The following is a 22,377-nucleotide window of genomic DNA, read 5'->3' as shown; positions in this document are numbered from 1 at the left end:
GGTCGCACATCGGGGGCCGACACGCCAGATGTCGGACGATTCCACGGAATCGGTCCTTCATCTGGCGTGTCGGCCCTCGGAATGTGCGGGATGCCCGGGCCTACAGCGCCCGGATGATGTCCTCCACCCGCTCCTTGGCGTCGCCGAAGAGCATCTGCGCGTTGTCACGGAAGAACAGCGGGTTCTGCACGCCCGCGTAGCCGGCGGCCATCGAGCGCTTGAACACGATCACGTTCTCGGCTTCCCAGACCCGCAGCACCGGCATGCCGGCGATCGGGCTGCCCGGGTCCTCCGCGGCAGCGGGGTTGACGGTGTCGTTCGCACCGATCACGAGCACCACCGACGTCTTCGCGAAGTCGTCGTTGATCTCCTCCATGCTCAGCACGATGTCGTAGGGCACCTTCGCCTCGGCCAGGAGCACGTTCATGTGACCCGGCAGACGTCCCGCGACCGGGTGGATGCCGAACCGCACGTCCACGCCGCGCTCGCGCAGCTTCGCGACCAGGTCGGCCACAGGATACTGCGCCTTCGCGACGGCCATGCCGTAGCCGGGTGTGATGATCACGCTCTGCGCGCCGGACAGCATGTCCGCCGCCGCATCCGCGGTGATCTCGCGGTGCTCGCCGTAGTCCTCGTCGGCCGAGCCGGATGCCACGATGCCGAAGCCTCCAGCGATCACCGACAGGAACGACCGGTTCATGGCCTTGCACATGATGTACGACAGGTAGGCACCGGAGGAGCCGACGAGCGCGCCGGTGACGATCAGCAGGTCGTTGTTCAGCAGGAAGCCCGCTGCGGCCGCCGCCCAGCCGGAGTAGCTGTTCAGCATCGAGACGACCACGGGCATGTCGCCGCCGCCGATGGATGCGACGAGGTGCCAGCCGAGTGCGAACGACAGGAGGGTCACCGCGATGAGCAGCCAGAGCTGCTGGTCGGCGACGAACCACACGGTCAGCGCGAGGAACGCCACCAGCGCACCGATGTTCAGTGCGTTCTTGCCCGGCAGCATGAGGGGCTTCGATGACATCTTCGCGGACAGCTTCAGGTAGGCGACGATCGACCCGGTGAAGGTCACGCCACCGATGAAGATGCCGATGAACACCTCGGCGTTGTGGATGCCGACCAGTTCCGGCGCGATCGTCTCGTGCGCCAGGTAGCCGTTCCAGCCGACCAGCACCGCGGCGAGACCGACGAAGCTGTGCAGCAGGGCGATGAGCTCGGGCATCCCGGTCATCTGCACCACGCGGGCGCGCCACAGGCCGATCGCGCCGCCGACGATGACGGCGACGACCAGCATCACCAGACCGATCGTCGATCCCGATCCGCCCCAGGCATCGGCGATCGTCAGGGCGAGGGTCGAGAGCAGGGCGATCACCATGCCGGAGATGCCGTAGATCACACCGGAACGGGCGGACTCGTGGCGGCTGAGCCCGGCGAGACTCAGGATGAACAGCAGCGCGGCGACGATGTAGGCCGCGCCGGCGAGGGCGTCGACGGTCACTTGTCGGCTCCCTTCGTGAACATGGCGAGCATTCGGCGGGTGACCGCGAAGCCTCCGAAGATGTTGATGCTGGCGAGCAGGATCGCGAGTGCCGCGAGCACCTGCACGACGGGATTCGGAGTGGTCACCTGAAGCATGGCGCCGACGACGATCACGCCCGAGATGGCGTTGGTCACAGACATCAGCGGCGTGTGCAGGGCGTGATGCACCTTGCCGATCACGTCGAACCCGATCACGACGGAGAGCATCAGCACAGTGAAGTGCTGCGGCAGCGGCGGCGGGGCGAAGAGGTTCACGAGGAACAGCGCGACGATCCCGACGCCGATCAGCAGGGCCTTGCGCCCGGCGCTCATCTTCTTGTCGGGAGCGGCAGCAGGTGCGGCATCCGTCTCCGGCGCCGGCTTCGGCGCGGCGGCGACCTGCACCGCGGGCGGCGGCCAGGTGACCTCACCGTCGCGCACGACGGTGACCGAGCGCTGCACGACGTCGTCGAAGTCGATAGCGAGGGTCCCGTCCTTGCCCGGTGTGAGCAGGGCGACCAGGTTGGCGACGTTCGTGCCGTACAGCTGCGACGCCTGCGCGGCCAGGCGCGAGGCCAGATCCGTGTAGCCGAGGATGATCACACCGTTCTCGGTGACGATCCGCTCCCCCGCGACCGAGCCCTCGACATTGCCGCCCTGGGCGGCCGCCATGTCGACGATCACGCTGCCGGGCTTCATCAGCGCGACATCCGCCGCGGTGATCAGCCGGGGCGCCGCGCGCCCCGGGATGAGCGCGGTGGTGACGATGATGTCGACGTCGGCCGCCTGCTCGGTGTAGATCTCCGCCGCACGGCGGTCGTAGTCGGCGCTGGTCGCCTTCGCGTAGCCGTCGGTGGATGCCGCGACCTCGACGTCGACGGGCAGGTAGGTGCCGCCGATCGACGTGACCTGATCGGCCACCTCGGGCCGCGGGTCGGTCGCCCGCACGATCGCGCCGAGACTGGATGCCGCGCCGATCGCGGCGAGCCCGGCCACACCGGCACCGGCGACGAGCACCTTGGCCGGGGGCACCTTGCCCGCTGCGGTGACCTGCCCGGTGAAGAAGCGGCCGAACTCGTTGGCGGCCTCGACCACCGCACGGTAGCCGGCGATGTTCGCCATCGAGCTCAGCACGTCCATCGACTGGGCGCGGGAGATGCGGGGCACCGCGTCGAGCGCGACGGCGGTGATGCCGCGCTGTGCGAGCGCCTCGACGAGATCGGGCCGCAGCGCCGGCGAGAGCAGCGCGACCACGGTCGCCCCGTCAGCCAGCAGAGCGATCTCATCGGGTCCGGGGGCGTTGATGCCGAGCACCACCGCGCTCCCCCAGGCTGTCGCGCGATCGACGATCGTCGCTCCGGCCCCGGTGTACGCGTCATCGGGATAGGACGCGGCAGCACCGGCATCCTTCTCGACGACGACCCGATAGCCGAGATCCTGCAGGGTGCGCACCGTGGCGGGCGTCGCGGCGACGCGCGCCTCACCGCCTGTCTCGCGCACGATTCCGAGCCGTGTCACCCGCTCTGGTGTCGCGTGGTCGTGGACCACGCCGTCATCTTGAACCACAGTGTTCCTTCCGTCACCCCCGGCTGCACGCAGCACGCAGCATCGGGGAACCGCCTCCAGTGGCGGTGTCGGGGGTGTGCTCAGATTACTGACGGACTTGACGTTCAGCGAGCATTCCGCCCTGGATGACAGGGAAAGAACCGAGGAACTTACGCAATCTGCAAACGGTCAGTGCCAGATGCTCGGGGCTTCCGCCTTGGTGGGCGGCAGAGCCGAGGCACCGGCCCAGTCGTGGATCCACTCGTCAACGCCGGGCACGCCCTCGGGATGACCGACAGCCGCGAACAGCTCGTCGTGCGGCACGGTGCCGCCGCTGCGGCGCAGCATCCGCGCCCGAACGATCACGCGGGCGTAGATCTCGCCGTCGACGACGGCGCGGTGCTCGAGGAAGATGGCCTTCTCGTCGTGGCCGACCATGCGCGACTCGACGTCGAAACGCTGCCACAGCTCGAGCGACTTGCGGAAGGTCACTGTCTCGCTGGAGACGACCGCGTACCAGCCACGACGCTTCATCTCGTCGAACAGTCCGGTGCGGATCAGCAGGTCCCAGCGCCCCAGGTCGAACAGCGACAGGTATCGGCCGTTGTTCATGTGCCGCAGGATGTCGATGTCGGTGGGGAGCGTGGTGAGCCGGATGCGACTGACCTCGGCGGGTTCGAGCGCCGCTCCTCGGCGCGCGCGACGTCGGGCCTGCTGGATGACGAGGAGGGTGCGCCAGATCACGTTCACGAGGTCTGACAGTAGTTATCGGCAACGGATGCCGCAAAACGCTTGTGGGAGAGTCACATGCTGACCCCGTGTGTCCTGGTCGATTTCACCTCCACGGCCACCGCGCGTAGAGTCACGGGCATGAGCGCCGAAGCCCAGCCCGAGATCATCGTCCGTCCGGTCCGCGATGCGGATGCGGAAGCACTCGGCCGCGTCCACGCACAGACCTGGCACGAGACCTACGACCACCTCATCAGCAAGGCCGCCCTCGAGAAGGTGTCGCCCAAGCGCCTCGCCGAGCTCTGGGTCAACTGGGCCCGCCAGGGCGAGGACTTCCGGATGAGCGCCGCACTCGTCGACGGCGAGATCGTCGGCTTCGTCGGTTCGGGCCCCGCCCGCGACAAGGACGCCCCGGCGCTGCGCGAGCTCTACTTCATCTACCTGCTCGACAAGTGGCACAGCACCGGCCTCGGCCAGCGCCTGTTCGATGCCGCCGTCGACGAGGGCGAGGAGCTGTACCTCTGGGTCGCGGAGGACAACCCCCGCGCGCACCGCTTCTACCTGCGCAACGGCTTCACGCTCGACGGCGCCAGCCACACCGAGCCGTTCCTGGGTGAGACGCTCACCGAGGTGCGCTTCGTGCGCTGACCCGACGTCTTCACGAACGGGGCCTTTCCTACGGGAGGGGCCCCGTTCTCGTCTGCCCAGACAGCGCTGCTCGCGGGCCTGCGCTCCGCGGCGCTGCAGATCCGCACTCGGCACCGGTGCGCTGTGCCCCGTGTCCCCGCACCCCGACGTTCTGCGCTCTGATCCTCACGGCGAACCTGCGTTCCGTGATTCCGCGACCTCGCCGGCCCACTCACCGACTGATGCGCGGGGAGCATCAGTACGTGAGCAGCAGGGACGCGATCGCACGCAGCGCGTCCTCGGCATCCGTCCACCGGCCCACCGGGCTGGGCATCGATCGCGGGCCACAGGCCGATCCACAGCATCCGAGGTCGTGCGACGGTCAGCGCCCGGAGACAGTGCCGAACAGCCGGGCGATCGGCGCGATCACCAGCGGGCGGGCGGCGAGCCAGCCGCCGGCCATGGCCATGACTGCCAACACGAAGAACCAGAAGCCGGCCCACGACGTGGTGCTGTCGCTGGACGCGAACATGTGGTTGAGGTTCGCCTGGAACCCGGTCAGGAACACCAGTGCGACATGCACGACGATGAATGCGACGAAGTACAGCATGATCGGGAAGTGCAGCTTGCGGGCCCACTCGATCCGGTAGGCCTTCGAGAGCGCCTCGGCGTTCTTGGGCCAGAAGCCCGACATCCGGAATCCGGTGATCGCGGCCAGCGGCGCGGCGATGAAGACCGTGGTGAAGTAGGCCAGCACCTGCAGGCTGTTGTAGTTCACCCAGCCGTTCTCGGTCGGCCAATCGAAAGACACGTACTGCAGCAGCGCCGACAGCGCATTCGGGATGACCTCCCAGCTGGTCGGCACGATCCGCATCCAGTGGCCGCTGACGAACAGCAGCACGATGAAGATCACGCCGTTCAGCATCCACAGCACGTCGAGCGACTGGTGGAACCAGATCGTCAGGCTGGTCTTGCCCTTCGGGTCGTTGCGCGGCGTCCAGAAGGCCTCGGGGCGCTTCTCGCGACGAACCCGCAGACCGGAGCGGATGATCAGCAGCATCAGGAACATGTTGAAGAAGTGCTGCCAGCCCACCCAACCGGGGATGCCGGGCGCCGCCTCGGTGTGGTACTCCCCCGGGAACGCCGCGAGGAAGTCCTGCATGAACGGCAGGCTGAGGAACGCGCGCACCAGGAAGATGCCGGCGATCGCCACCAGGCCGAGCCCTGCTGCGCCGAACAGGCCGGCGATGACCTGAGTCCAGGTCGGGCGACGGGATGCCTCGGGCTCTGCCACGTGACGCGGGGCCCTGCCCGCCCAGACCGTGCGCGTGAAGGGCAGCGGAGTGGAGACGTCGGGACCGGCGGGTACGAGCGTGGCGACCGGGGTGTCATCGACGACCTGAACCTCGACGGCGGGCGCCACGGCCGCAGCCGCGACGGCGGTGCCGGCCGGGGGCCAGGGCTCACCACCCGCGACGCGCGGCAGGCCGCGACGCAGGGCTGCGCCGGCGGATGCCGAGGGAACGACGGATGCCGGTGCGGCCGCGACGGATGCCGGTGCGGCCGGCGCTTCGACCCGCGCGCTCTCGACGGTCTGCGCGGCTGCTGCGACGGCGGGAACAGCGACGGACGCAGCAGGTTCTGCGGCCGCGGCCGGCGGCCACGGCTCGCCACCGGCGACGCGCGGAAGGCCCCGGCGCAGGGCGGCACCGGATGCAGCGGGCGCGACGGATGCCGCAGACGCAGCAGGCGCGACCGCATCGGGGGCCGGCACCTCGGCCGCAGCCTCGGATGCCGCGATCGGTCCGGCATCCGGCGCGCCGGCCGCCGCTCCGTGAGCGACCGCAGCGTCGGCGGCCGCGGGGGCCGCGACCGTCGCATCCGCGATCTCGACCGAGACGGCGGCGGGCCAGGGCTCGCCGCCCTTCACCCGCGGCAGTCCGCGGCGCAGCATCCTCTCCGCCATCGTGACTACTTCTTCCGCGCTTCGAGCGCCTCGATCAGCTGCGGGACGACCGTGAACACGTCACCCACGATGCCGAAGTCTGCGATGTCGAAGATCGGGGCATCACCGTCCTTGTTGATCGCGACGATCGTCTTCGCGGTCTGCATGCCGGCACGGTGCTGGATCGCGCCCGAGATGCCGAGGGCCACGTAGAGCTGCGGCGAGACCGAGACGCCGGTCTGGCCGACCTGGTGCGCGTAGGGGATGTACCCGGCGTCCACCGCGGCGCGGGATGCTCCGATCGCGGCGCCCAGCGCGTCGGCGAGCTGCTCGACGAGCACGAACTGCTCCTTCGAGCCGAGCCCGCGGCCGCCAGAGACGACCTTGGCCGCACCGCGCAGGTCGGGGCGGGACGAGGTCTGCTCGACGGCGTCGATGGGGCCCGCAGATGCGGCGACGGCGCCGGAGGCGGTGACGGCGAGTGCCTCCGGGGTCGCGGAGGCGGCCTCGGCACGGGCATCCACAGCGCCGAGACGCACGGTGACCACGGGGGCACCGAACGTCGGCGCCGACTGGGTGAGGAACGATCCGCCGAACACCGAGTGGTGCGCCACGACACCCTCGTCGTCACGGGAGACGCCGACGGCGTCGACCGAGAGGGCGAGCTTCTCGCGCACCGCGAGGCGGCCGGCGACATCGCGGCCGGCGATCGAGTTCGAGATCAGCACCGCGTCGGGCTGCACCTGCGCGTAGGCGGCCTGCAGCGCGTCGACGACGGGGACGGTCAGCGCGGCGGCATCGCCCTCGGCGGTGAGCACGGCCTGCGCGCCCATGGTCGCGGCCGCCTCGGCCGCAGCAGGGGTTCCGCCGACGACCAGCACGACCGGCGCGCCGATCTGCGCGGCGGCGCCGACGAGGCCGGCGGTGCTGCCTGCGAGTTCGCCGGACGGCTCGAGGTCGGCGAGCACGAGGATCGGGTTCGCGGGGTACGCCATGATCACACCAGCCTGTTCTGCACGAGGAACTCCGCCAGCTGCGTGCCGGCGTCGCCCTCATCGACGATCTTCACGCCCGCCGCCCGCGGCGGTTTCTCGGCCACCGTGGTCATGATGGCGCGGGGTGCCGCGGCCGGGTCGGCGGAGACGCCGAGGTCGGCGAGCGAGAGCACCTCGAGGGGCTTCTTCTTCGCGGCCATGATGCCCTTGAAGTTGGGGAACCGGGCATCCGGCAGCGCCTCGGTGATCGAGATGACCGCCGGAAGCGATGCCGTGACCTGCTGATTCCCGGCATCCGCGGCGCGGGTGCCGCTGACCTGGCCTGCGTCGATCTCGACGGCGCTGAGCGCGGTGGCCTGCGCGAAGCCGAGGTGCTCGGCGAGCATCGCCGGGATGACGCCGCCGGAGCCGTCGGTGGACAGGTTGCCGGTGATCACGAGGTCGGGCTCGCCGCGGCGGACGGCTGCGGCGAGAGCCTCGGCGGTGAGCGTCAGGTCGGCTCCGCGGAGCTCCTCGTCGACGACGTGGACGGCGGATGCGGCGCCGATCGCGAGCGCACGGCGCACGGAAGCCGTGGCGGACTCGGGCGACATCGACAGCGCGACCACCTCGGTGCCCGCATTCTTGTCCGCGTACGCGAGGGCGACCTCGAGCGCACGCTCGGTGATCTCGTCGAGCACCATGTCACCGGCCCGGTCGGCCAGCCCCGTCTCGAGGTCCAGCTTGCGGTCACCGTAGGTGTCGGGGACTTCCTTCACCAGGACGTAGATCTTCATCGAGCCTCCTCACGCCTGACACGATCCTAGCGGTCAGCGCCCTGAAATTGAATTCCAGCAACCGTGAAATTGAGTACCAATCTCGGGCGACCGGTAACTTAGATGCATGGCGAACCGCCCCCTGCCGATCGATCCCCTCGCCGAGGCGAGGAGACAGTGGCTTGCGCACGGCTGGACGGACGCCGCCGACGGCATGGCCGTCGTCACCTCCGTCATGCGTGCACAGCAGCTGCTGCTGGCCCGGGTGGATGCCACGCTGAAGCCGTTCCGGCTCACGTTCGCGCGCTACGAGGTGCTGCGCCTGCTGGCCTTCACGCGCACGGGGTCGATGCCGCTCTCGAGCATCGTCGCCCGCCTTCAGGTGCATCCGACCAGCCTGTCCAGCACCGCCGAGCGTCTGGTCCGCGACGGACTGACGCTGCGCGAGCCGCATCCGCACGACGGCCGCGCCGCACTGCTCTCGCTCACGGACGCCGGGCGCGACCTCGTCGCCCGGGCGACCGATGCCCTGAACGACGAGGTCTTCTCGCACCCCGGCCTGTCCTCGCAGGACGCCTCGGACCTGGTCTCGATCGTCGCCAGGCTGCGCAAGCACGCCGGCGACTTCGCCGACCCCCGCCCGGTTCCCGACCCCCTCTGATGGCGTCCTTCGTGCTCGAGCGGGTCGTTCCGGCGACCCCGACGGAGGTCTTCGACATCTCTCTCGACGTCGGGATGCACGTCGACTCTCAGAGCTCCCACGGCGAGCGCGTCGCCGGCGGCCCGACCTCCGGGATGCTCGCCGAGGGCGACCGGATCACCTGGAGCGCCCGGCACTTCGGCGTGAGGTTCCGGATGACCTCGCTCGTCTACGACCTCGACCGACCGCATCGTTTCCGCGACCGACAGGTCCGAGGACCGTTCGCCGAGTTCCAGCACACGCACGAGTTCGAGGAGGTCGACGGCGGGACGCTCATGCGCGACGAGCTCGTCTTCCGCTCCCCGTTCCTGGTCCTCGGTCGCGTCGTGGACGCCCTGATCATGCGCCGCCATCTGATCCGCGTGATCACCGAGCGCAACGACGGCATCAGCAGGCACTTCTCCTGAGTCCTCCGCGCGCCTAGTGTGGCGGGATGAGCGAGTTGAGACTGCACACCACACTTCAGCCGATGGGGCCCGCCGGCGCGATCGTGCTCGACGAGGAACAGGTCGCGACGCTCAGCAGCGCCAAGGCGTTCCCCGTCACCGTCACCATCGCCGGCCGCACCGCGCGGCTGCGCCTGGCCCGCATGGGCGGGCAGAACCTCATCGGGTTCAGCAAGGCGGTGCGCCAGGAGATGGCCGTCGAGCTCGGCGACGAGTTCGACGTCGTCATCGCCCCCGACACCGCCGAGCGCACGGTCGAACTCCCGCCGGAGCTCGCCGACGCCCTGGCATCCGACCCCGCCATCCGCGCAGAGTTCGAGAACCTGTCGTTCTCCCGTCGGAAGGAGATGGCAAGGTCGATCGCCGAGGCGAAGCAGGAGGAGACTCGTGCGCGTCGCCTGCAGAAGACCCTCGACGAGCTCCGCGCGCAGTGAGAAACCACTCCCCGCACGAGAAACCATGTGGCGCATGATTTCTCGCGCAGAAGGTGGTTTCTCGCGGAGTCGGCGCGGCGATCAGTCCCCGTCGTACACGTAGTGCTCGAAGCGCGCGGGGATCTGCGCACGCTGCCAGGCGAGTTCCTCGTCGCGGCGCGCGCGGTCCCCGGGGAACGCCTTCGCCGTGTGCCGGGGCACCTGCCGGGCGTGTGCGGCCATGTGCGCCACCCCCGCCGCCTGACCGCATACGCGGGCGGCCGCCACGGCTGCGGCATCCGTCGCCTCGCGCGCAGCAGCATGACAGGCGAACGCCCAGTTGCGCACGTCGTCGATGTCCATCTCGCCGCGCAGGAACGCGTAGGCGGCGTCCAGCGCCGCGCGCGGCCGCGCATCGTCCGGGTGCTCGGCGAGGAACATCGGCAGCATCCGCTCGGCGCACGCCAGAGTCCACGCCACCAGCTCCCGACGATCCGCCTCGGAGAGTTTCAGATCCGCGTCGTCCGGCGCGGTCTCGACATTCTCGCTCATCGGTGCACGAAGTTCGGCTCGCGCTTCTCGCGGAAGGCGGCCATGCCCTCCTTCTGATCGGCGGTGTCGAACAGCGCGGCGAACTGCGTCCGCTCGACGTCCAGGCCCTCGGCCAGCGGCGTCTCCATCGCGGCGTCCAGCGTCGCCTTCGCCGCGTACACCGACGGCAGCGACTTCGACGCGATCGTGTTCGCGAGCTTCGTCGCCTCGTCGAGCAGATCCGACGCCGGTACGACCCGAGACACCAGTCCGATGCGCTCGGCCTCCTCAGCCTTCACCAGACGGCCGGAAAGCACCAGCTCGGCGGCCTTGTAGTAGCCGACCGCGCGGATCAGACGTTGCGTGCCACCCATGCCGGGGATGACACCGAGGTTGATCTCGGGCTGCCCGAACACCGCGTTGTCGCCGGCGAGGATGATGTCGCACATCATCGCCAGCTCGCAGCCGCCGCCCAGGGCGTAGCCCGAGACCGCGGCGATGACGGGGGTGCGCACGGCGGCGAAGTCGCGCCACGCGCCGAAGTGATCGGTGCCGAGCATGTCGGCGGAGGTCATGCCCTCCATCTCCTTGATGTCGGCGCCGGCCGCGAAGGCCTTCTCGGATCCGGTGACGACGATTGCGCCGATCCCGGCGTCCGCGTCGAAGGCCACCGCCGCCGCCGTGACCTCTTCGGCCACCGCGCTGTTCAGCGCGTTCAATGCCTGCGGCCTGTTGAGGGTGATCCAGCCCACCCGTCCTCGCTGGTCCACGAGGATCGTCTCGTACTCGGTCATGGATGCTCCCTCCACCGCTTCATCGCAGTCCCCCCAGTATCCCAGGTGCTCGGGATGGCATCGCGCGCCTGTGGACCATCGGACGACAATGGGGCCGATGGCCCCTTCCCGCTACAGCCTGGACGCGTCCGCCCGCATCCGTGCGATTCTCGACCTCGCGATCCGCCTCGCGATGGTGTTCTGGCGCGCGGGGGCCGGTGCTCAGGAGACCACCGAGGCCATGATCGCGGTCACCAGGGCCTACGGTCTGGGCAACATCGACGCCGACATCGCGCCGGGCTCGATCACCCTCACCTGGACCAACGCCAGCACCGACGAGTCGATTTCACGACGGCACAATCTGCCCGCCCGGCAGCTCGACTACACCAGGCTCACCGCAGTCGCCGCTCTGCATCAGCGGATCGTCGCCGGTCGGATCGAACTGCCCGACGCCGCGCGGCAGCTCTCCCGCATTCGCACCGCCCGACCGCTGACGCCGGTCGCCGTGCGCCGGCTCGGCTGGGGTCTCCTCGGCGCGGGTGCCACGCTGCTGCTCGGCGGCGGCCCAGTGGTCGCCGTGGTCGCGCTGGTCGCTGCGGTAGTTCTCGACGTCGTGCTCGTCGGGCTCGGCAGACGGGGCGTGCCTCTGCTGTTCCGCACCTTTCTCGGCGGCGCGATCGGCCCCGTCGCCGCAGTACTGGTCCGCCTGGTCGACCCCGGCTCGTCATCGACGCTCGTCGTCGTGTCGACGGTGATCGTGATGCTCGCGGGCGTGACCGTCCTGGGCGGCGTGCAGGACATCCTCACGGCCTTCTACATCACCGGTCTTGCCCGGCTCATGGAAGCGCTGGTCGCGACCACGGGCATCGCCGCCGGAGTGATCAGCTCATCGCTGCTGCTGCAGCGCTGGGGCGCCCCGATCGTCGTGAGCGTCACAGAGGCGCAGCCGGACCAGACGCCGCTGATCAGCATGGCCGCGGCTGTCGTGATGGCGCTCGGATTCTCCCTCGGCACCGAGATGCCGTGGCGCGCGCTCTGGGGCGTCGCCGTGCTCGCCCTGATCGGCGAGGGCGTGACCCTGCTGTGCACCGGAGCCGAACTCGGCGATCTGTGGACCGCCGGTCTGGCGGCGGTCACTGTGGGGGTGTTCTCCTCCGTGATGGCGCGCATCACCCGCACACCCACGCTGCCGCTGCTGGTCGCGGCACTGATCCCGATGCTTCCGGGGCTGCTGCTGTTCAACGGTCTGATGCAGCTGGCTTCGTCGTCACTGAACGGCCTGTTCGACACCTTCCTCGCGGCAGCGACCGCTGCCGCGCTGGCATCCGGATCGATCCTCGGCCACTACCTGGTGCGGATGCTGCGCGGCCGGCGCCGCGCGATGCGACTCGCCAAGCTCTGAGCCGCGGCGTCAGGACGCGTCGCGGATGTCGGTGATGATGCCCGAGAAGTCCCGGTGTCCCCCCTCGCCCGCGGCGAACTCCGCGTAGATGCGCTGCGCGAGCCGCCCCATCTGCGCATCCGTCGTGGTCTGCTCGATCGCCTGCAGCGCGAGCCCGAGGTCCTTCGCCATCAGCGCGCCGGCGAAGCCGGGCCGGTAGTCGCGGTTCGCGGGGCTGGTGGGCACCGGGCCCGGCACGGGACAGTTGGTCGTGATCGACCAGCACTGACCGGATGCCTGCGACACGACGTCGAACAGCGCCTGATGCTCGAGCCCCAGCCGCTCCCCCAGCACGAAGGCCTCGGCGACGGCGATCTGCGACACCGCGAGGATCATGTTGTTGCACACCTTCGCCGCCTGCCCGAGGCCGGGACCTCCGCAGTGCACGATGCGCTTGCCCATCACCTCGAGCAGCGGCAGCGCGGCGGCGAAGTCCTCGTCGGACCCGCCCACCATGAACGCGAGCGTGCCGTTCTCGGCGCCGACCACGCCGCCGGAGACCGGGGCGTCGATGTTGCGGTGCCCGGCCTCGATCGCCAGCGCGTGCGCGGTCTGCGCCTCATCGACGGCGATCGTGGACGACTCGATGAACAGGGTGCCGGGGTCGGCAGCCGCCAGCAGGCCGTCCTCGTAGGCGGCGATCACATGCTTCCCGGCGGGGAACATCGTGATGACCACCTCGGCGCCGGCGACCGCGTCGATGCCGAAGGAGGCGATCGGCACGCCCGCCGCCGATGCCGCCTCCACTGCGGCGGGGACCGGATCGTAGCCGCGCACGTCGTGCCCGGCCTTGACGAGGTTGACCGCCATCGGCAGTCCCATGTGTCCGAGGCCGAGGAACGCGATGCGAGTCATGATCCGCTCCGCATCGACGCGGAACCGGCGGGGCGCAGCATCTCGCGTCCGACGATGAGTCTCATGATCTCGTTCGTCCCTTCCAGGATCTGATGCACCCGCAGATCACGGACGACCTTCTCGATCCCGTAGTCCTGAAGGTACCCGTAGCCGCCGTGCAGCTGAAGGGCCCTGTTGGCGACATCGAACCCGGCGTCCGTCGCGAAGCGCTTGGCCATCGCGCAGCGCATCGTGGCATCCGGCGCCTTCTCGTCGACGGCCTGCGCGCCGTCGCGCACCATCAGCCGCGCGGCCTGCAGGTCGGTGCGCATGTCGGCGACCGCGAACAGGATGGACTGCTTCTCGGCGAGCGGCTCGCCGAACGCCTCGCGCTCGTGCACGTACTGCACGGCCTTCTCCAGCGCCCACTGCGCGCCGCCGAGCGAGCAGGCGGCGATGTTCAGCCGCCCGCCGTTCAGCGCCGACATCGCGATCGCGAACCCACGGCCCTCGTCGCCGAGCATGGCGGATGCCGGCACCCGGACGCCGTCCAGGATCACCTGCCGGGTGGGCTGCGCGTGCCAGCCCATCTTCTTCTCCGGCGCGCCGAAGGAGATGCCCTCCGCTGTGGCGGGCACGACGAATGCGCTGATGCCGCTCGCGCCTGCGGCACCGGTGCGCGCCATCACCACGTACACACCGGCCTCGCCGGCGCCGGAGATGAACTGCTTGACGCCGGTGAGCAGGAAGTCGTCGCCGTCGCGGACGGCGCTGGTGGCGATCGCCGCGGCATCCGATCCCGCACCGGGCTCGGTGAGGCAGTACGAGCCGAAGGTCTCCATCGCGGTCAGTTGCGGCAGCCACTCGGAGCGCTGCGCCTCGGCGCCATAGGTGTCGATCATCCACGCGACCATGTTGTGGATGGAGATGTACGACGCGATCGTCGGGTCGCCCTTGGCGAGCTCCTCGAAGATGGCGACGGTGTCGACGCGCGACAGCTCGGTGCCGCCGAACTCCTCCCGCACGTAGATGCCCCCCAGGCCCAGCTCGCCGGCGCGGTGCAGGGTGTCGCGCGGGAAGAGATGCTTCTCGTCGCGCTCGATCGCGTGCGGGGCCAGTTCGGTCTCGGCGAAGTCGCGCACCGCGCCGAGGATGGCCTCGCGCTCCTCCGTGGTCGTCGTCACCATGGTCATCGGTGGTCTCCCGTCGGGATCACGAAGCTGGCGCCGTCCTTGATACCTGACGGCCAGCGGCTGGTCACGGTCTTGGTCTTCGTGTAGAAGCGGAAGCCGTCGGCGCCGTGCTGGTTGAGGTCGCCGAAGCCCGAGGCCTTCCAGCCACCGAAGGTGAAGTAGGCGATCGGCACGGGGATCGGGATGTTCACGCCGACCATGCCCACGTTCACGCGCGCGGCGAAGTCGCGAGCGGCGTCGCCGTCGCGGGTGAAGATGCCCACGCCGTTGCCGTAGGGATTGTCGGATGCCAGGGCCAGCGCCTCCTCGTAGTCCGCGGCACGGACCACTGAGAGCACCGGGCCGAAGATCTCCTGCTGGTAGATCGACATGTCGGTGGTGACGCGGTCGAACAGGGTGGGGCCGAGGTAGAAGCCGTTCTCGTAGCCCTCGATCACGAGGCCGCGGCCGTCGGCGACCAGCCTCGCCCCGGCATCCACGCCCTCTTGGATCAGCCCCTCGACGCGGGCCTTCGCGGCGGACGAGACCAGGGGGCCGTAGTCGACGCCCGGCTCGAGGCCGGGGCCGACCTTCAGGTCGGCGAGCCGCTCACTGAGCTTGGCGACCAGCGCGTCAGCGGTCTCCTCGCCGACCGGGACGGCGACCGAGATCGCCATGCAGCGCTCACCGGCCGAGCCGTATCCGGCTCCGATGAGAGCGTCGGCGGCCTGGTCGAGATCGGCGTCGGGCATGACGATGAGGTGGTTCTTCGCGCCGCCGAAGCACTGCGCGCGCTTGCCGTTCGCGGCCGCCGTCGAGTAGATGTACTCCGCGATCGGCGTGGAACCGACGAAGCCGACGGCCTCGATGCGCGGATCGGTGAGGATCGTGTCCACCGCCTCCTTGTCGCCGTGCACGACGTTGAGGATGCCGGCGGGAAGACCGGCCTCCATGAACAGCTCGGCCAGGCGCACCGGCACCGAGGGGTCGCGCTCAGAGGGCTTCAGCACGAAGGCGTTGCCGCTCGCGATCGCGGGGCCGGCCTTCCAGAGCGGGATCATGGCCGGGAAGTTGAACGGCGTGATGCCGGCGACCACGCCGAGCGGCTGGCGCATCGAGTAGACGTCGATGCCGGTGCCGACCTCGGTCGAGTACTCGCCCTTGAGCATGTGCGGGGCACCGATGCAGAACTCGATCACCTCGAGACCGCGGATGACGTCGCCCTTCGCGTCTTCGAAGGTCTTGCCGTGCTCGCTGGAGAGCAGCCGGGCCAGCTCGTCCATGTTCTGATTCACCAGGTCGACGAACCGCATCATCACGCGGGCGCGCTTCTGCGGGTTGGTCGCGGCCCAGGCGGGCTGCGCCGCGGCGGCGTTCGCGATGACCTGCTGCACCTCGGCGGCCGAGGCGAGCGGCACGCGGGCCTGCACCGCGCCGGTGCTGGGGTCGAACACGTCAGCGAACCGGCCCTCCTGGGGCTCGAAGTGCGATCCGCCCACGAAATGCGGGATTGTACGAGTCATTGTGCGACGCTCCTCTGTGCCGTCTTTGGCACAGTGACCACCATACTCGGGTTTCCGAGCAGATAGTAGGGGTTCCTAGTATCTGCTTCCTTGTCGCTCAGCCCTTCCCGCACCCGTCGGGAAACCGGGGGCGTGCGTTCACCGGCGCGTAACCTGCGCCGCGTAGAACAGAGGGACGCGAACGACTCAGACCGGAAGGGCGTCGACTTCGCGTCATGGTGAGCTCAGCTCCCACCGCGGTCCGTTCCGACCGCGAAGACCCCCGCCGAATCGGGTCGGCGGGGGTCTCCTCTGTTGTGGCGCGGGTCAGTGCTTGACCTGGGCCTGCACCTTCACCTTGCCGTTCGAGATGCTCACGATCGTGCCGGGCGCCGGCGGCTCCTCGTTCCCCATCGTTGCGGCCCAGACCGTGCCAGTGGGCGCGGTCTCGACAGAGACGACACCGGGCAGCTCCGCGTACGTGCGCGTGGTGTGCGCACCGGTCACCTCGGTGATCCTGCCTCCGAACAACTCGGTGACGTAGATCTGTCCGTCCTTGCCCAGCGCGAGGTTCGTCGCGCCGAGGAACCCTCCGGCGAGCCATTCGCTGTCACCGCTCGCCGGGTCGACGCGCCAGAGCGCTCCGCGCGCGCCGAGTGCGGCGCTCTCGGGTCCGCCCGGCAGCGTCGTCACATACAGCATCCCGTCCGAGCCGACCTCGACGTCGGTCGGAACCGGTTCGAAGTCGTAGGTCGTGCCGACCAGGCACTCCGGCATGCCGAGCTCCGCGACGGCCTCCGCGGTGATCTTCGCGGACTGCGGCGGCAGCACCGCCAGAGTGCTGACGTGACCGGAGTCGTCGACCTGGAGCAGGGCGTTGGCCCCGGCATCCGCCACCACCCATTTGCCGTCCCAGCTCGCGACGCTGTACGCGTGCGAGTCGACCATGCCCTCGTACCGCGGCCCGAGCGCGCCCAGCACACAGGGGTCCTCGCTCCGGGGGCCGTAGGTGTTGATCTGGTCGGGGTTGTGCGCGACCTCCCAGGCGTGCGTGTCCGCGTAGATGCGGACGCCCTTCGGCGTGCGGATGTTCAGACCGCTGGCCGTGTTGATGAACTCCGGCAGCTGCGTGTGGGTCGACGTGTACGCCAGCCACTTGCCGCGCACGGCCACCCCGGACAGGCCGTCGACACCGGTGACGATCGGCGCGATCGATCCGTCGGGCTGCAGCTGACCGAGCGCGCCGGTGCCACCGTCGGCGACGAGCACCCGCGGTCCGTCGACCTCGAGGCTGAAGGGCGCCGCAAGCTGCGTCGACCACACCTGCGGCCGGGGCGGATCGGATGCCGCCGACGCGAGCGTCGGCGCAGTCAGGACCAGAACCGCGGCGGCTCCCGACACCGCGAGTACACGAATTGCACGCATGGACGACTCCCCGTTCCCGGCGTGGGCACCCCTGCCCGCGTCGTGCTCAGCCGAGCAGATCTCCCCGATATGCCCGGATGCCGTGGATCACCCCCAGTGGCGATCCACGCCGTCATTCTGCGCCGCCGCGGCGGCGCGCGCAACGGGTTCTCGAGAAACCCCCAAATCTTCCGGGGGGGGCGCCGCTCCGCGCGATTCGAAGGAGAGGGAGCGGAACTGTCAGAGGCGCTCGAGGATGAGCGCGTTCGCCATGCCGCCGCCCTCGCACATCGTCTGCAGGCCGTACCGGCCTCCGGTCGCCTCGAGGTGATCGATCAGCGTGCCGAGCAGGCGGGTGCCGGACGAGCCGAGCGCATGGCCCAGAGCGATCGCCCCACCGCGCGGGTTGAGCCGCGCGGGGTCGGCGCCGAGCTCCGCGGCCCAGGCCAGCGGGACCGACGCGAACGCCTCGTTCACCTCGTAGGCGTCGAGGTCGTCGATGCCCAGCCCGGCCTTCTCGAGCACCCGGCGGGTGGCCGGGATGGGTCCCGTGAGCATCATCAGCGGGTCGTCGCCGATCACGTCGAAAGCCCGGAACCGCGCGCGGGGGCGCAGCCCGAGAGCATCCGCCCTCTCTGCGCTCATGAGCAGGGCCGCGGACGCCCCGTCGGTGAGCGGTGAGGAGTTGCCCGGCGTGATCCTCCAGTCGATCTCGGGGAACCGTTCGGCCATCGCGTCGGTGCGGAAGGATGCCGGCAGGCCGGCCAGCTTCTCGACGGTGGTGCCCGCACGGACGGTCTCATCGGTCGTGGCATCCGGTGCTTCGGCAACCGGAACGGTCGTGCCGGTGAAGAAGCCGTCGCGCCAGGCGGCCGCGGCGCGGGCGTGCGACTCGGCGGCGAAGGCGTCGAGATCGTCGCGGCCGAGGTTCCAGCGCTGCGCGATGAGCTCGGCGCTGACGCCCTGGTTCACCAGGCCCTGCGGATAGCGGGCGCGCAGGCGCGGCGACATCGGGGATCCGCCGGCCGCGGAGGCGCCGAGCGGCACGCGGCTCATCGACTCGACCCCGCCGACGAGCACCACGTCGTAGGCGCCCGCGGCGATGCCCTGCGCGGCGAAGTGCACGGCCTGCTGGCTCGATCCGCACTGCCGGTCGATGGTCGTGGCGGGGATGGTCTCATCGAATCCGGCGGCGAGCACGGCCTGGCGGGCGATGTTCATCGCCTGGTCTCCGACCTGGCTGACGCAGCCGAGCAGCACGTCGTCGAGCTGCCCGGACTCCAGCCCGTTGCGCTCAAGGATCGCGGTGAGCACACCCGCCGCAAGATCGACCGGATGCACCTCCGACAGGGCCCCACCCGGTTTACCCCGGCCCACCGGCGTGCGGACGACATCGACGAGGACGGCTTCACTGCTCATGGTTCCATTCTCACCCGCGCCGCTTTGGTGGGCGCGCAGTCTCAGGTATCACCACGACTCTTTGCGCCTCCTCTCCTTCATAACCGTCAGAGGGGGACATCATGTGCGTTCCGGTGAAGTGGGTGGAGAAGCACGACGACAGGCATCTCACCGTCTCGGCGATGCCGTACAGCCCGGCCGGCGATCGGACGGGCAGCCGCACCGTCGCTACCGATGCGGCACGGCGAGTCGTCGATGACCAGACGACCGAGAACCTGAGCCGCGCGTTCGTCTGAGCCACGGCGGCGGCGCCGTACCGTGGAACCATGAGCATCCGCTTCCCCCACGGGCCGGTCGTGCCCGAGATCGGCATCGGCACCTGGTTCGTCGGCGACGCCCCTGCACGGCGCGGCGACGAGATCGCAGCGATCCGGGCCGGCCTCGATGCCGGGCTCACCGTCGTGGACACCGCGGAGATGTACGGCGACGGTCGCTCGGAGGAGCTCGTCGGCGAGGCCATCCGAGGACGCCGGGACCAGGTGTTCCTCGTCAGCAAGGTGCTCCCCCACAACGCGGCTACCGCCGGCGTCCGCCGGGCCGTGCACGGCAGCCTCGAACGTCTCGGCACCGACCGTCTCGACCTCTACCTGCTGCACTGGCGCGGCGGCGTCCCGCTCGACGAGACGGTCGCCGCGTTCGAGAGGCTGGTCGCCGACGGCGACATCCTGTCGTGGGGCGTCAGCAACCTCGACCCTGACGACATGGCGGAGCTGCCCGAGGGCGCGGCGACCGACCAGGTCCTGTACAACCCGATCCGCCGCGGCCCCGAGGCCGATCTGCTCCCGCTGCTGCGCGAGCTCGGCATGCCGGCGATGGCTTACTCACCGCTGGAACAGGCGCGACTGCTCGACGACCCCGGGCTGGCCGATCTCGCGGCTTCCGCCGGCCTCACGCCGGCGCAGCTCGTGCTCGCCTGGGTGGTGCGCTCGGGCGATGTGCTCGCGATCCCGAAGGCCGGCTCCGTGGCCCATGCCCAGGAGAACGCCGCGGTGCTCGGCCGCGTGCTGCCTGAGGACGTGCTCGCCGAGATGGACCGGCGCTTCCCGGCTCCACAGCATCCGGTGCCGCTCGAGATGCTCTAGCGGCCGGTGCGGCACGACGGTCACAGCGCGTGGATCAGCCAGGAGACCGTGTGCGCGGCGCCGGGCTGCAGCACGATGAGATCGGTGCCCGAATTGAACGCGTCGGGCGGGCAGGTCATCGGCTCGACGGCCAGCCCGCCCCGATGGGTCGCCGGCGCGGCCGGAGTGTCGGCGGTGTGCACCTGCACCCACGGGCATCCGTCGCCCCAGGTGATCGCGACGCCGCCGCCGGCGGCGTGCAGCTCGACCGAGACGAGGCCGTCCGCTCCCTCGAGAGCGGTGAAGGCGTGGTCGATGAAGGTGTCGCCGATGGGCCGGGGCGCGCGGAAGTCCCACTGCGGGTGCGCGTCGACGGGCTCGACCGCGATCGGGCTGAGCCGGTCGTCAGTGACGGTGAGCACTTCGGATGCCGGCAGGCGCAGCGTCCAGTCGTCGACGTGGCCCTGGCCCGCGACGAGATACGGATGCGGGCCGGCGCCCCAGGGTGCCGCATCCGATCCGACGTTCCGGCCGGTCACGTGCTGCATGAGCCCCTGGTCATCGACGCGGTACTCGACTTCGACCTCGACGGCGAACGGGTAGCCGGCCTGCGGCACGATCGTCGTCGCGAGGATGACGCGGTCGGGCGCGACAGCGCGCTCGGCGAAGTCCGACCAGACCACCAGGCCGTGCAGCGCCTGTCCACGCTCCGGCTCGGTCAGCGGCAACTGGTGCACGATGCCCTCGAACGCGTACGCGCCATCGACGATACGGTTCGGCCAGGGCGCGAGTGTCGCGCCACGATACGCCGGGCGCACCTCGTCGGCGTCGAACGGCACGACCAGGTCGCGTCCGTCGTGCTGAAGGGTGCGCAGCGAGGCGCCGACACTGGCGATCTCCGCCACGTAGCCGGATGCCGCGATGCGGTACTGCCGTCCGGAGCGTCCTTCGTCTCGTCGCTGCGCTCCTCGCTCAGGAACCGAGGCCATCACAGGCCCTGCGCCAGACGGTAGTAGGCCTGGTTGGAGCGCACCTGCTGCTGGAAGCCGGGCAGAGTGGTGTCGTCGTCGATCACGAGCAGCTCGACCTCGGCCATCTCGGCGAAGTCGCGGAAGACCTCGATGCCGACCGCGTTCGACATCACGGTGTGGTGCGCGGCGCCCGCCGCGAGCCAGGCGGCGGCGCTGGTGCGGAAGTCCGGCGCCGGCCTCCAGACCGCGCGCCCCACCGGCAGCTTGGGCAGCGCGGCGCGGGGCTCGACGTTCTCGACGACGTTCGCGGTGAGGCGGAAGCGATCACGCAGGTCGCTCATCGCGACGACGACGGCAGGCCCGGGGTCTGCCGTGAAGACGAGGCGCACCGGGTCCTCCTTGCCGCCGATCCCCAGCGGATGCACCTCGAGGGTCGGCTTCGCCGAGGACAGCGAGGGCGAGACCTCGAGCATGTGCGCGCCGAGGATCAGTTCATCGCCGGGCGTGAGGTCGTAGGTGTAGTCCTCCATCAGGCTCGCGCCGCCGGGGAGGCCGGCGCCCATCACGTTCGCGACGCGCACGAGGATCGCGGTCTTCCAGTCGCCCTCGGCCCCGAAGCCGTAGCCCTCGGCCATCAGCCGCTGCACGGCGAGCCCCGGCAGCTGCCGCAGCGCTCCGAGATCCTCGAACGAGGTGGTGAAGGCGCCGAAGCCGCCCTCCTCGAGGAACGACCGCAGACCGAGCTCGATCGCGGCACCGTGTCGCAGCGACTCGTGGCGCTCTCCGCCACGGCGCAGTTCGGGGACGACGTCGTAGAGCTCCTCGTACTCGGCGACGAGGGCGTCGATGTCGCCCGAGGACGCCGCGTGCACGGCATCCGCCAGCTCGTTCACGCCCCAGGTGTTGACCTGGACGCCGAGCCGCAGTTCGGCCTCGGTCTTGTCGCCCTCGGTGACGGCGACGAAGCGCATGTTGTCGCCGAAGCGGGCGAGCTTCAGGTCGTGCGCGGCGGCGAGGCCCGCGGCGGCGCGCTGCCAGCTCGCGAGATCCGCCCGCACGCGCGGGTCGCTGTGGTGCCCCACGATGGTCTTGCGCGGCACGCCGAGGCGGGTCTGGATGTAGCCGAACTCGCGGTCGCCGTGCGCAGCCTGGTTGAGGTTCATGAAGTCGAAGTCGATGTCGGCCCAGGGCAGCTCGACGTTGGCCTGCGTGTGCAGGTGCGCGAGCGGCTTGCGCAGCGCGTCGAGTCCGGCGATCCACATCTTCGCGGGGCTGAAGGTGTGCATCCAGGCCACCAAGCCGATCACCCGGTCATCGGCGTTCGCCTCGAGCGCGATGCGCTTGATGGCTGCGGAGTCGGTCAGCACCGGCTTCCAGACGATGCGCACCGGCACATCGGACGCCGCGTCGAGGGCACCGGCGATCGCCTGGGACTGCTCGGCGACCTGCGCGAGCGTCTCAGGCCCGTACAGGTGCTGGCTGCCGGTGAGGAACCAGACCTCGTAACCGTCGAGCGAGGTGGTGAGCGGGGTGCGGGTCATGTCTTTCCTTCGG

General features: G+C 70.1%; 22 protein-coding genes. 7 read left to right on the top strand and 15 right to left on the bottom strand.

What is annotated here, in order from left to right:
* Nucleotides 1-100: 100 nt before the first annotated feature.
* The 3 genes from pntB to ACFVAE_RS13825 form a co-directional block, all read right to left on the bottom strand.
* Complete coding sequence (gene pntB / locus ACFVAE_RS13835; protein WP_378893153.1) at nt 101-1,501, bottom strand: Re/Si-specific NAD(P)(+) transhydrogenase subunit beta; 1,401 nt, start codon at nt 1,499-1,501, stop codon at nt 101-103.
* Nucleotides 1,498-3,039, bottom strand: a complete 1,542-nt coding sequence (locus ACFVAE_RS13830; protein WP_378893575.1) for a Re/Si-specific NAD(P)(+) transhydrogenase subunit alpha — start codon at nt 3,037-3,039, stop codon at nt 1,498-1,500. Before ACFVAE_RS13830 ends, pntB begins: the two co-directional genes overlap by 4 nt.
* A 216-nt stretch (nt 3,040-3,255) precedes the next feature.
* Entirely contained in the window at nt 3,256-3,816 is a 561-nt protein-coding gene (locus ACFVAE_RS13825) for an acyl-CoA thioesterase (RefSeq protein WP_378893150.1), read from the bottom strand.
* Nucleotides 3,817-3,936: 120 nt separating this feature from the next.
* Here ACFVAE_RS13825 and ACFVAE_RS13820 point away from each other — a divergent pair, with 120 nt between their 5' ends.
* Complete coding sequence (locus ACFVAE_RS13820) at nt 3,937-4,443, top strand: GNAT family N-acetyltransferase (protein ID WP_378893147.1); 507 nt, start codon at nt 3,937-3,939, stop codon at nt 4,441-4,443.
* A gap of 361 nt (nt 4,444-4,804) precedes the next feature.
* Here the strand turns inward: ACFVAE_RS13820 and ACFVAE_RS13815 are convergent, their stop codons facing one another.
* From ACFVAE_RS13815 to ACFVAE_RS13805, 3 genes are read right to left on the bottom strand one after another with little or no spacing between them, the layout of a single operon-like run.
* Nucleotides 4,805-6,388, bottom strand: a complete 1,584-nt coding sequence (locus ACFVAE_RS13815) for a cytochrome b/b6 domain-containing protein (protein ID WP_378893144.1) — start codon at nt 6,386-6,388, stop codon at nt 4,805-4,807.
* Between the two features lie 5 nt (nt 6,389-6,393).
* Nucleotides 6,394-7,362 (bottom strand): electron transfer flavoprotein subunit alpha/FixB family protein, encoded by a 969-nt coding sequence (locus ACFVAE_RS13810; protein ID WP_378893142.1) that lies wholly within the window; start codon nt 7,360-7,362, stop codon nt 6,394-6,396.
* Nucleotides 7,363-7,364: 2 nt separating this feature from the next.
* On the bottom strand, nt 7,365-8,138 hold the full coding sequence (locus ACFVAE_RS13805) for an electron transfer flavoprotein subunit beta/FixA family protein (protein WP_378893138.1): 774 nt from the start codon (nt 8,136-8,138) through the stop codon (nt 7,365-7,367).
* 106 nt (nt 8,139-8,244) lie between these two features.
* Here ACFVAE_RS13805 and ACFVAE_RS13800 point away from each other — a divergent pair, with 106 nt between their 5' ends.
* Genes ACFVAE_RS13800 through ACFVAE_RS13790 form a run of 3 tightly spaced genes read left to right on the top strand, consistent with a single transcriptional unit; the run spans nt 8,245 to nt 9,697 of the window.
* Nucleotides 8,245-8,778, top strand: a complete 534-nt coding sequence (locus ACFVAE_RS13800; protein WP_378893135.1) for a MarR family winged helix-turn-helix transcriptional regulator — start codon at nt 8,245-8,247, stop codon at nt 8,776-8,778.
* An 11-nt stretch (nt 8,779-8,789) separates the two neighbouring features.
* Nucleotides 8,790-9,224, top strand: a complete 435-nt coding sequence (locus ACFVAE_RS13795; RefSeq protein WP_378893133.1) for an SRPBCC family protein — start codon at nt 8,790-8,792, stop codon at nt 9,222-9,224.
* Between the two features lie 26 nt (nt 9,225-9,250).
* The gene (locus ACFVAE_RS13790) at nt 9,251-9,697 is read left to right on the top strand and encodes a YdeI family protein (protein ID WP_378893131.1); all 447 of its coding nucleotides are present in this window, start codon (nt 9,251-9,253) and stop codon (nt 9,695-9,697) included.
* An 81-nt stretch (nt 9,698-9,778) separates the two neighbouring features.
* Here ACFVAE_RS13790 and ACFVAE_RS13785 read toward each other — a convergent pair whose 3' ends face one another.
* On the bottom strand, nt 9,779-10,228 hold the full coding sequence (locus ACFVAE_RS13785) for a putative immunity protein (RefSeq protein ID WP_378893129.1): 450 nt from the start codon (nt 10,226-10,228) through the stop codon (nt 9,779-9,781).
* Nucleotides 10,225-11,001, bottom strand: a complete 777-nt coding sequence (locus ACFVAE_RS13780; RefSeq protein WP_378893126.1) for an enoyl-CoA hydratase-related protein — start codon at nt 10,999-11,001, stop codon at nt 10,225-10,227. Before ACFVAE_RS13780 ends, ACFVAE_RS13785 begins: the two co-directional genes overlap by 4 nt.
* A gap of 97 nt (nt 11,002-11,098) precedes the next feature.
* Here ACFVAE_RS13780 and ACFVAE_RS13775 point away from each other — a divergent pair, with 97 nt between their 5' ends.
* The gene (locus tag ACFVAE_RS13775) at nt 11,099-12,382 is read left to right on the top strand and encodes a threonine/serine exporter ThrE family protein (RefSeq protein WP_378893123.1); all 1,284 of its coding nucleotides are present in this window, start codon (nt 11,099-11,101) and stop codon (nt 12,380-12,382) included.
* A gap of 9 nt (nt 12,383-12,391) precedes the next feature.
* Here ACFVAE_RS13775 and mmsB read toward each other — a convergent pair whose 3' ends face one another.
* The 5 genes from mmsB to ACFVAE_RS13750 all read right to left on the bottom strand — a co-directional run bounded on the left by mmsB (nt 12,392) and on the right by ACFVAE_RS13750 (nt 18,752).
* Nucleotides 12,392-13,276, bottom strand: coding sequence for a 3-hydroxyisobutyrate dehydrogenase (gene mmsB, locus ACFVAE_RS13770; RefSeq protein ID WP_378893120.1), 885 nt, complete (start codon nt 13,274-13,276; stop codon nt 12,392-12,394).
* Nucleotides 13,273-14,442 carry an acyl-CoA dehydrogenase family protein gene (locus ACFVAE_RS13765; protein ID WP_378893572.1) on the bottom strand — a complete coding sequence of 390 codons (1,170 nt, stop codon included), beginning with the start codon at nt 14,440-14,442 and terminating at the stop codon, nt 13,273-13,275. The genes mmsB and ACFVAE_RS13765 overlap by 4 nt, the downstream gene beginning before the upstream one ends.
* A 2-nt stretch (nt 14,443-14,444) precedes the next feature.
* Nucleotides 14,445-15,950, bottom strand: a complete 1,506-nt coding sequence (locus ACFVAE_RS13760; RefSeq protein ID WP_378893118.1) for a CoA-acylating methylmalonate-semialdehyde dehydrogenase — start codon at nt 15,948-15,950, stop codon at nt 14,445-14,447.
* A gap of 306 nt (nt 15,951-16,256) precedes the next feature.
* Nucleotides 16,257-17,354 (bottom strand): ScyD/ScyE family protein, encoded by a 1,098-nt coding sequence (locus ACFVAE_RS13755; protein ID WP_378893115.1) that lies wholly within the window; start codon nt 17,352-17,354, stop codon nt 16,257-16,259.
* A gap of 219 nt (nt 17,355-17,573) precedes the next feature.
* Nucleotides 17,574-18,752, bottom strand: a complete 1,179-nt coding sequence (locus ACFVAE_RS13750; RefSeq protein WP_378893112.1) for a thiolase family protein — start codon at nt 18,750-18,752, stop codon at nt 17,574-17,576.
* A 101-nt stretch (nt 18,753-18,853) separates the two neighbouring features.
* Here ACFVAE_RS13750 and ACFVAE_RS13745 point away from each other — a divergent pair, with 101 nt between their 5' ends.
* The gene (locus ACFVAE_RS13745; protein WP_378893110.1) at nt 18,854-19,027 is read left to right on the top strand and encodes a hypothetical protein; all 174 of its coding nucleotides are present in this window, start codon (nt 18,854-18,856) and stop codon (nt 19,025-19,027) included.
* 30 nt (nt 19,028-19,057) lie between these two features.
* Complete coding sequence (locus ACFVAE_RS13740) at nt 19,058-19,873, top strand: aldo/keto reductase (protein WP_378893107.1); 816 nt, start codon at nt 19,058-19,060, stop codon at nt 19,871-19,873.
* A 20-nt stretch (nt 19,874-19,893) separates the two neighbouring features.
* Here ACFVAE_RS13740 and ACFVAE_RS13735 read toward each other — a convergent pair whose 3' ends face one another.
* Complete coding sequence (locus ACFVAE_RS13735) at nt 19,894-20,841, bottom strand: aldose 1-epimerase family protein (protein ID WP_378893105.1); 948 nt, start codon at nt 20,839-20,841, stop codon at nt 19,894-19,896.
* Complete coding sequence (gene araA / locus ACFVAE_RS13730; RefSeq protein WP_378893103.1) at nt 20,841-22,364, bottom strand: L-arabinose isomerase; 1,524 nt, start codon at nt 22,362-22,364, stop codon at nt 20,841-20,843. Before araA ends, ACFVAE_RS13735 begins: the two co-directional genes overlap by 1 nt.
* Nucleotides 22,365-22,377 lie beyond the last annotated feature (13 nt).

This window comes from Microbacterium sp. NPDC057659, assembly GCF_042799915.1.
Lineage (GTDB): Bacteria > Actinomycetota > Actinomycetes > Actinomycetales > Microbacteriaceae > Microbacterium.
The sequence above is the reverse complement of the archived record's forward strand: the minus strand, read 5'-3'. Positions and strand labels throughout refer to the sequence as shown.

Coding starts and splice junctions, on each gene's coding strand:
- ACFVAE_RS13820 (WP_378893147.1), top strand. CDS start 3,937: ATGAGCGCCGAAGCCCAGCCCGAGATCATCGTCCGTCCGGTCCGCGAT.
- ACFVAE_RS13815 (WP_378893144.1), bottom strand. CDS start 6,388: ATGGCGGAGAGGATGCTGCGCCGCGGACTGCCGCGGGTGAAGGGCGGC.
- ACFVAE_RS13810 (WP_378893142.1), bottom strand. CDS start 7,362: ATGGCGTACCCCGCGAACCCGATCCTCGTGCTCGCCGACCTCGAGCCG.
- ACFVAE_RS13805 (WP_378893138.1), bottom strand. CDS start 8,138: ATGAAGATCTACGTCCTGGTGAAGGAAGTCCCCGACACCTACGGTGAC.
- ACFVAE_RS13800 (WP_378893135.1), top strand. CDS start 8,245: ATGGCGAACCGCCCCCTGCCGATCGATCCCCTCGCCGAGGCGAGGAGA.
- ACFVAE_RS13790 (WP_378893131.1), top strand. CDS start 9,251: ATGAGCGAGTTGAGACTGCACACCACACTTCAGCCGATGGGGCCCGCC.
- ACFVAE_RS13785 (WP_378893129.1), bottom strand. CDS start 10,228: ATGAGCGAGAATGTCGAGACCGCGCCGGACGACGCGGATCTGAAACTC.
- ACFVAE_RS13780 (WP_378893126.1), bottom strand. CDS start 11,001: ATGACCGAGTACGAGACGATCCTCGTGGACCAGCGAGGACGGGTGGGC.
- ACFVAE_RS13775 (WP_378893123.1), top strand. CDS start 11,099: ATGGCCCCTTCCCGCTACAGCCTGGACGCGTCCGCCCGCATCCGTGCG.
- mmsB (WP_378893120.1), bottom strand. CDS start 13,276: ATGACTCGCATCGCGTTCCTCGGCCTCGGACACATGGGACTGCCGATG.
- ACFVAE_RS13765 (WP_378893572.1), bottom strand. CDS start 14,442: ATGGTGACGACGACCACGGAGGAGCGCGAGGCCATCCTCGGCGCGGTG.
- ACFVAE_RS13760 (WP_378893118.1), bottom strand. CDS start 15,950: ATGACTCGTACAATCCCGCATTTCGTGGGCGGATCGCACTTCGAGCCC.
- ACFVAE_RS13755 (WP_378893115.1), bottom strand. CDS start 17,354: ATGCGTGCAATTCGTGTACTCGCGGTGTCGGGAGCCGCCGCGGTTCTG.
- ACFVAE_RS13750 (WP_378893112.1), bottom strand. CDS start 18,752: ATGAGCAGTGAAGCCGTCCTCGTCGATGTCGTCCGCACGCCGGTGGGC.
- ACFVAE_RS13745 (WP_378893110.1), top strand. CDS start 18,854: ATGTGCGTTCCGGTGAAGTGGGTGGAGAAGCACGACGACAGGCATCTC.
- ACFVAE_RS13740 (WP_378893107.1), top strand. CDS start 19,058: ATGAGCATCCGCTTCCCCCACGGGCCGGTCGTGCCCGAGATCGGCATC.
- ACFVAE_RS13735 (WP_378893105.1), bottom strand. CDS start 20,841: ATGGCCTCGGTTCCTGAGCGAGGAGCGCAGCGACGAGACGAAGGACGC.
- araA (WP_378893103.1), bottom strand. CDS start 22,364: ATGACCCGCACCCCGCTCACCACCTCGCTCGACGGTTACGAGGTCTGG.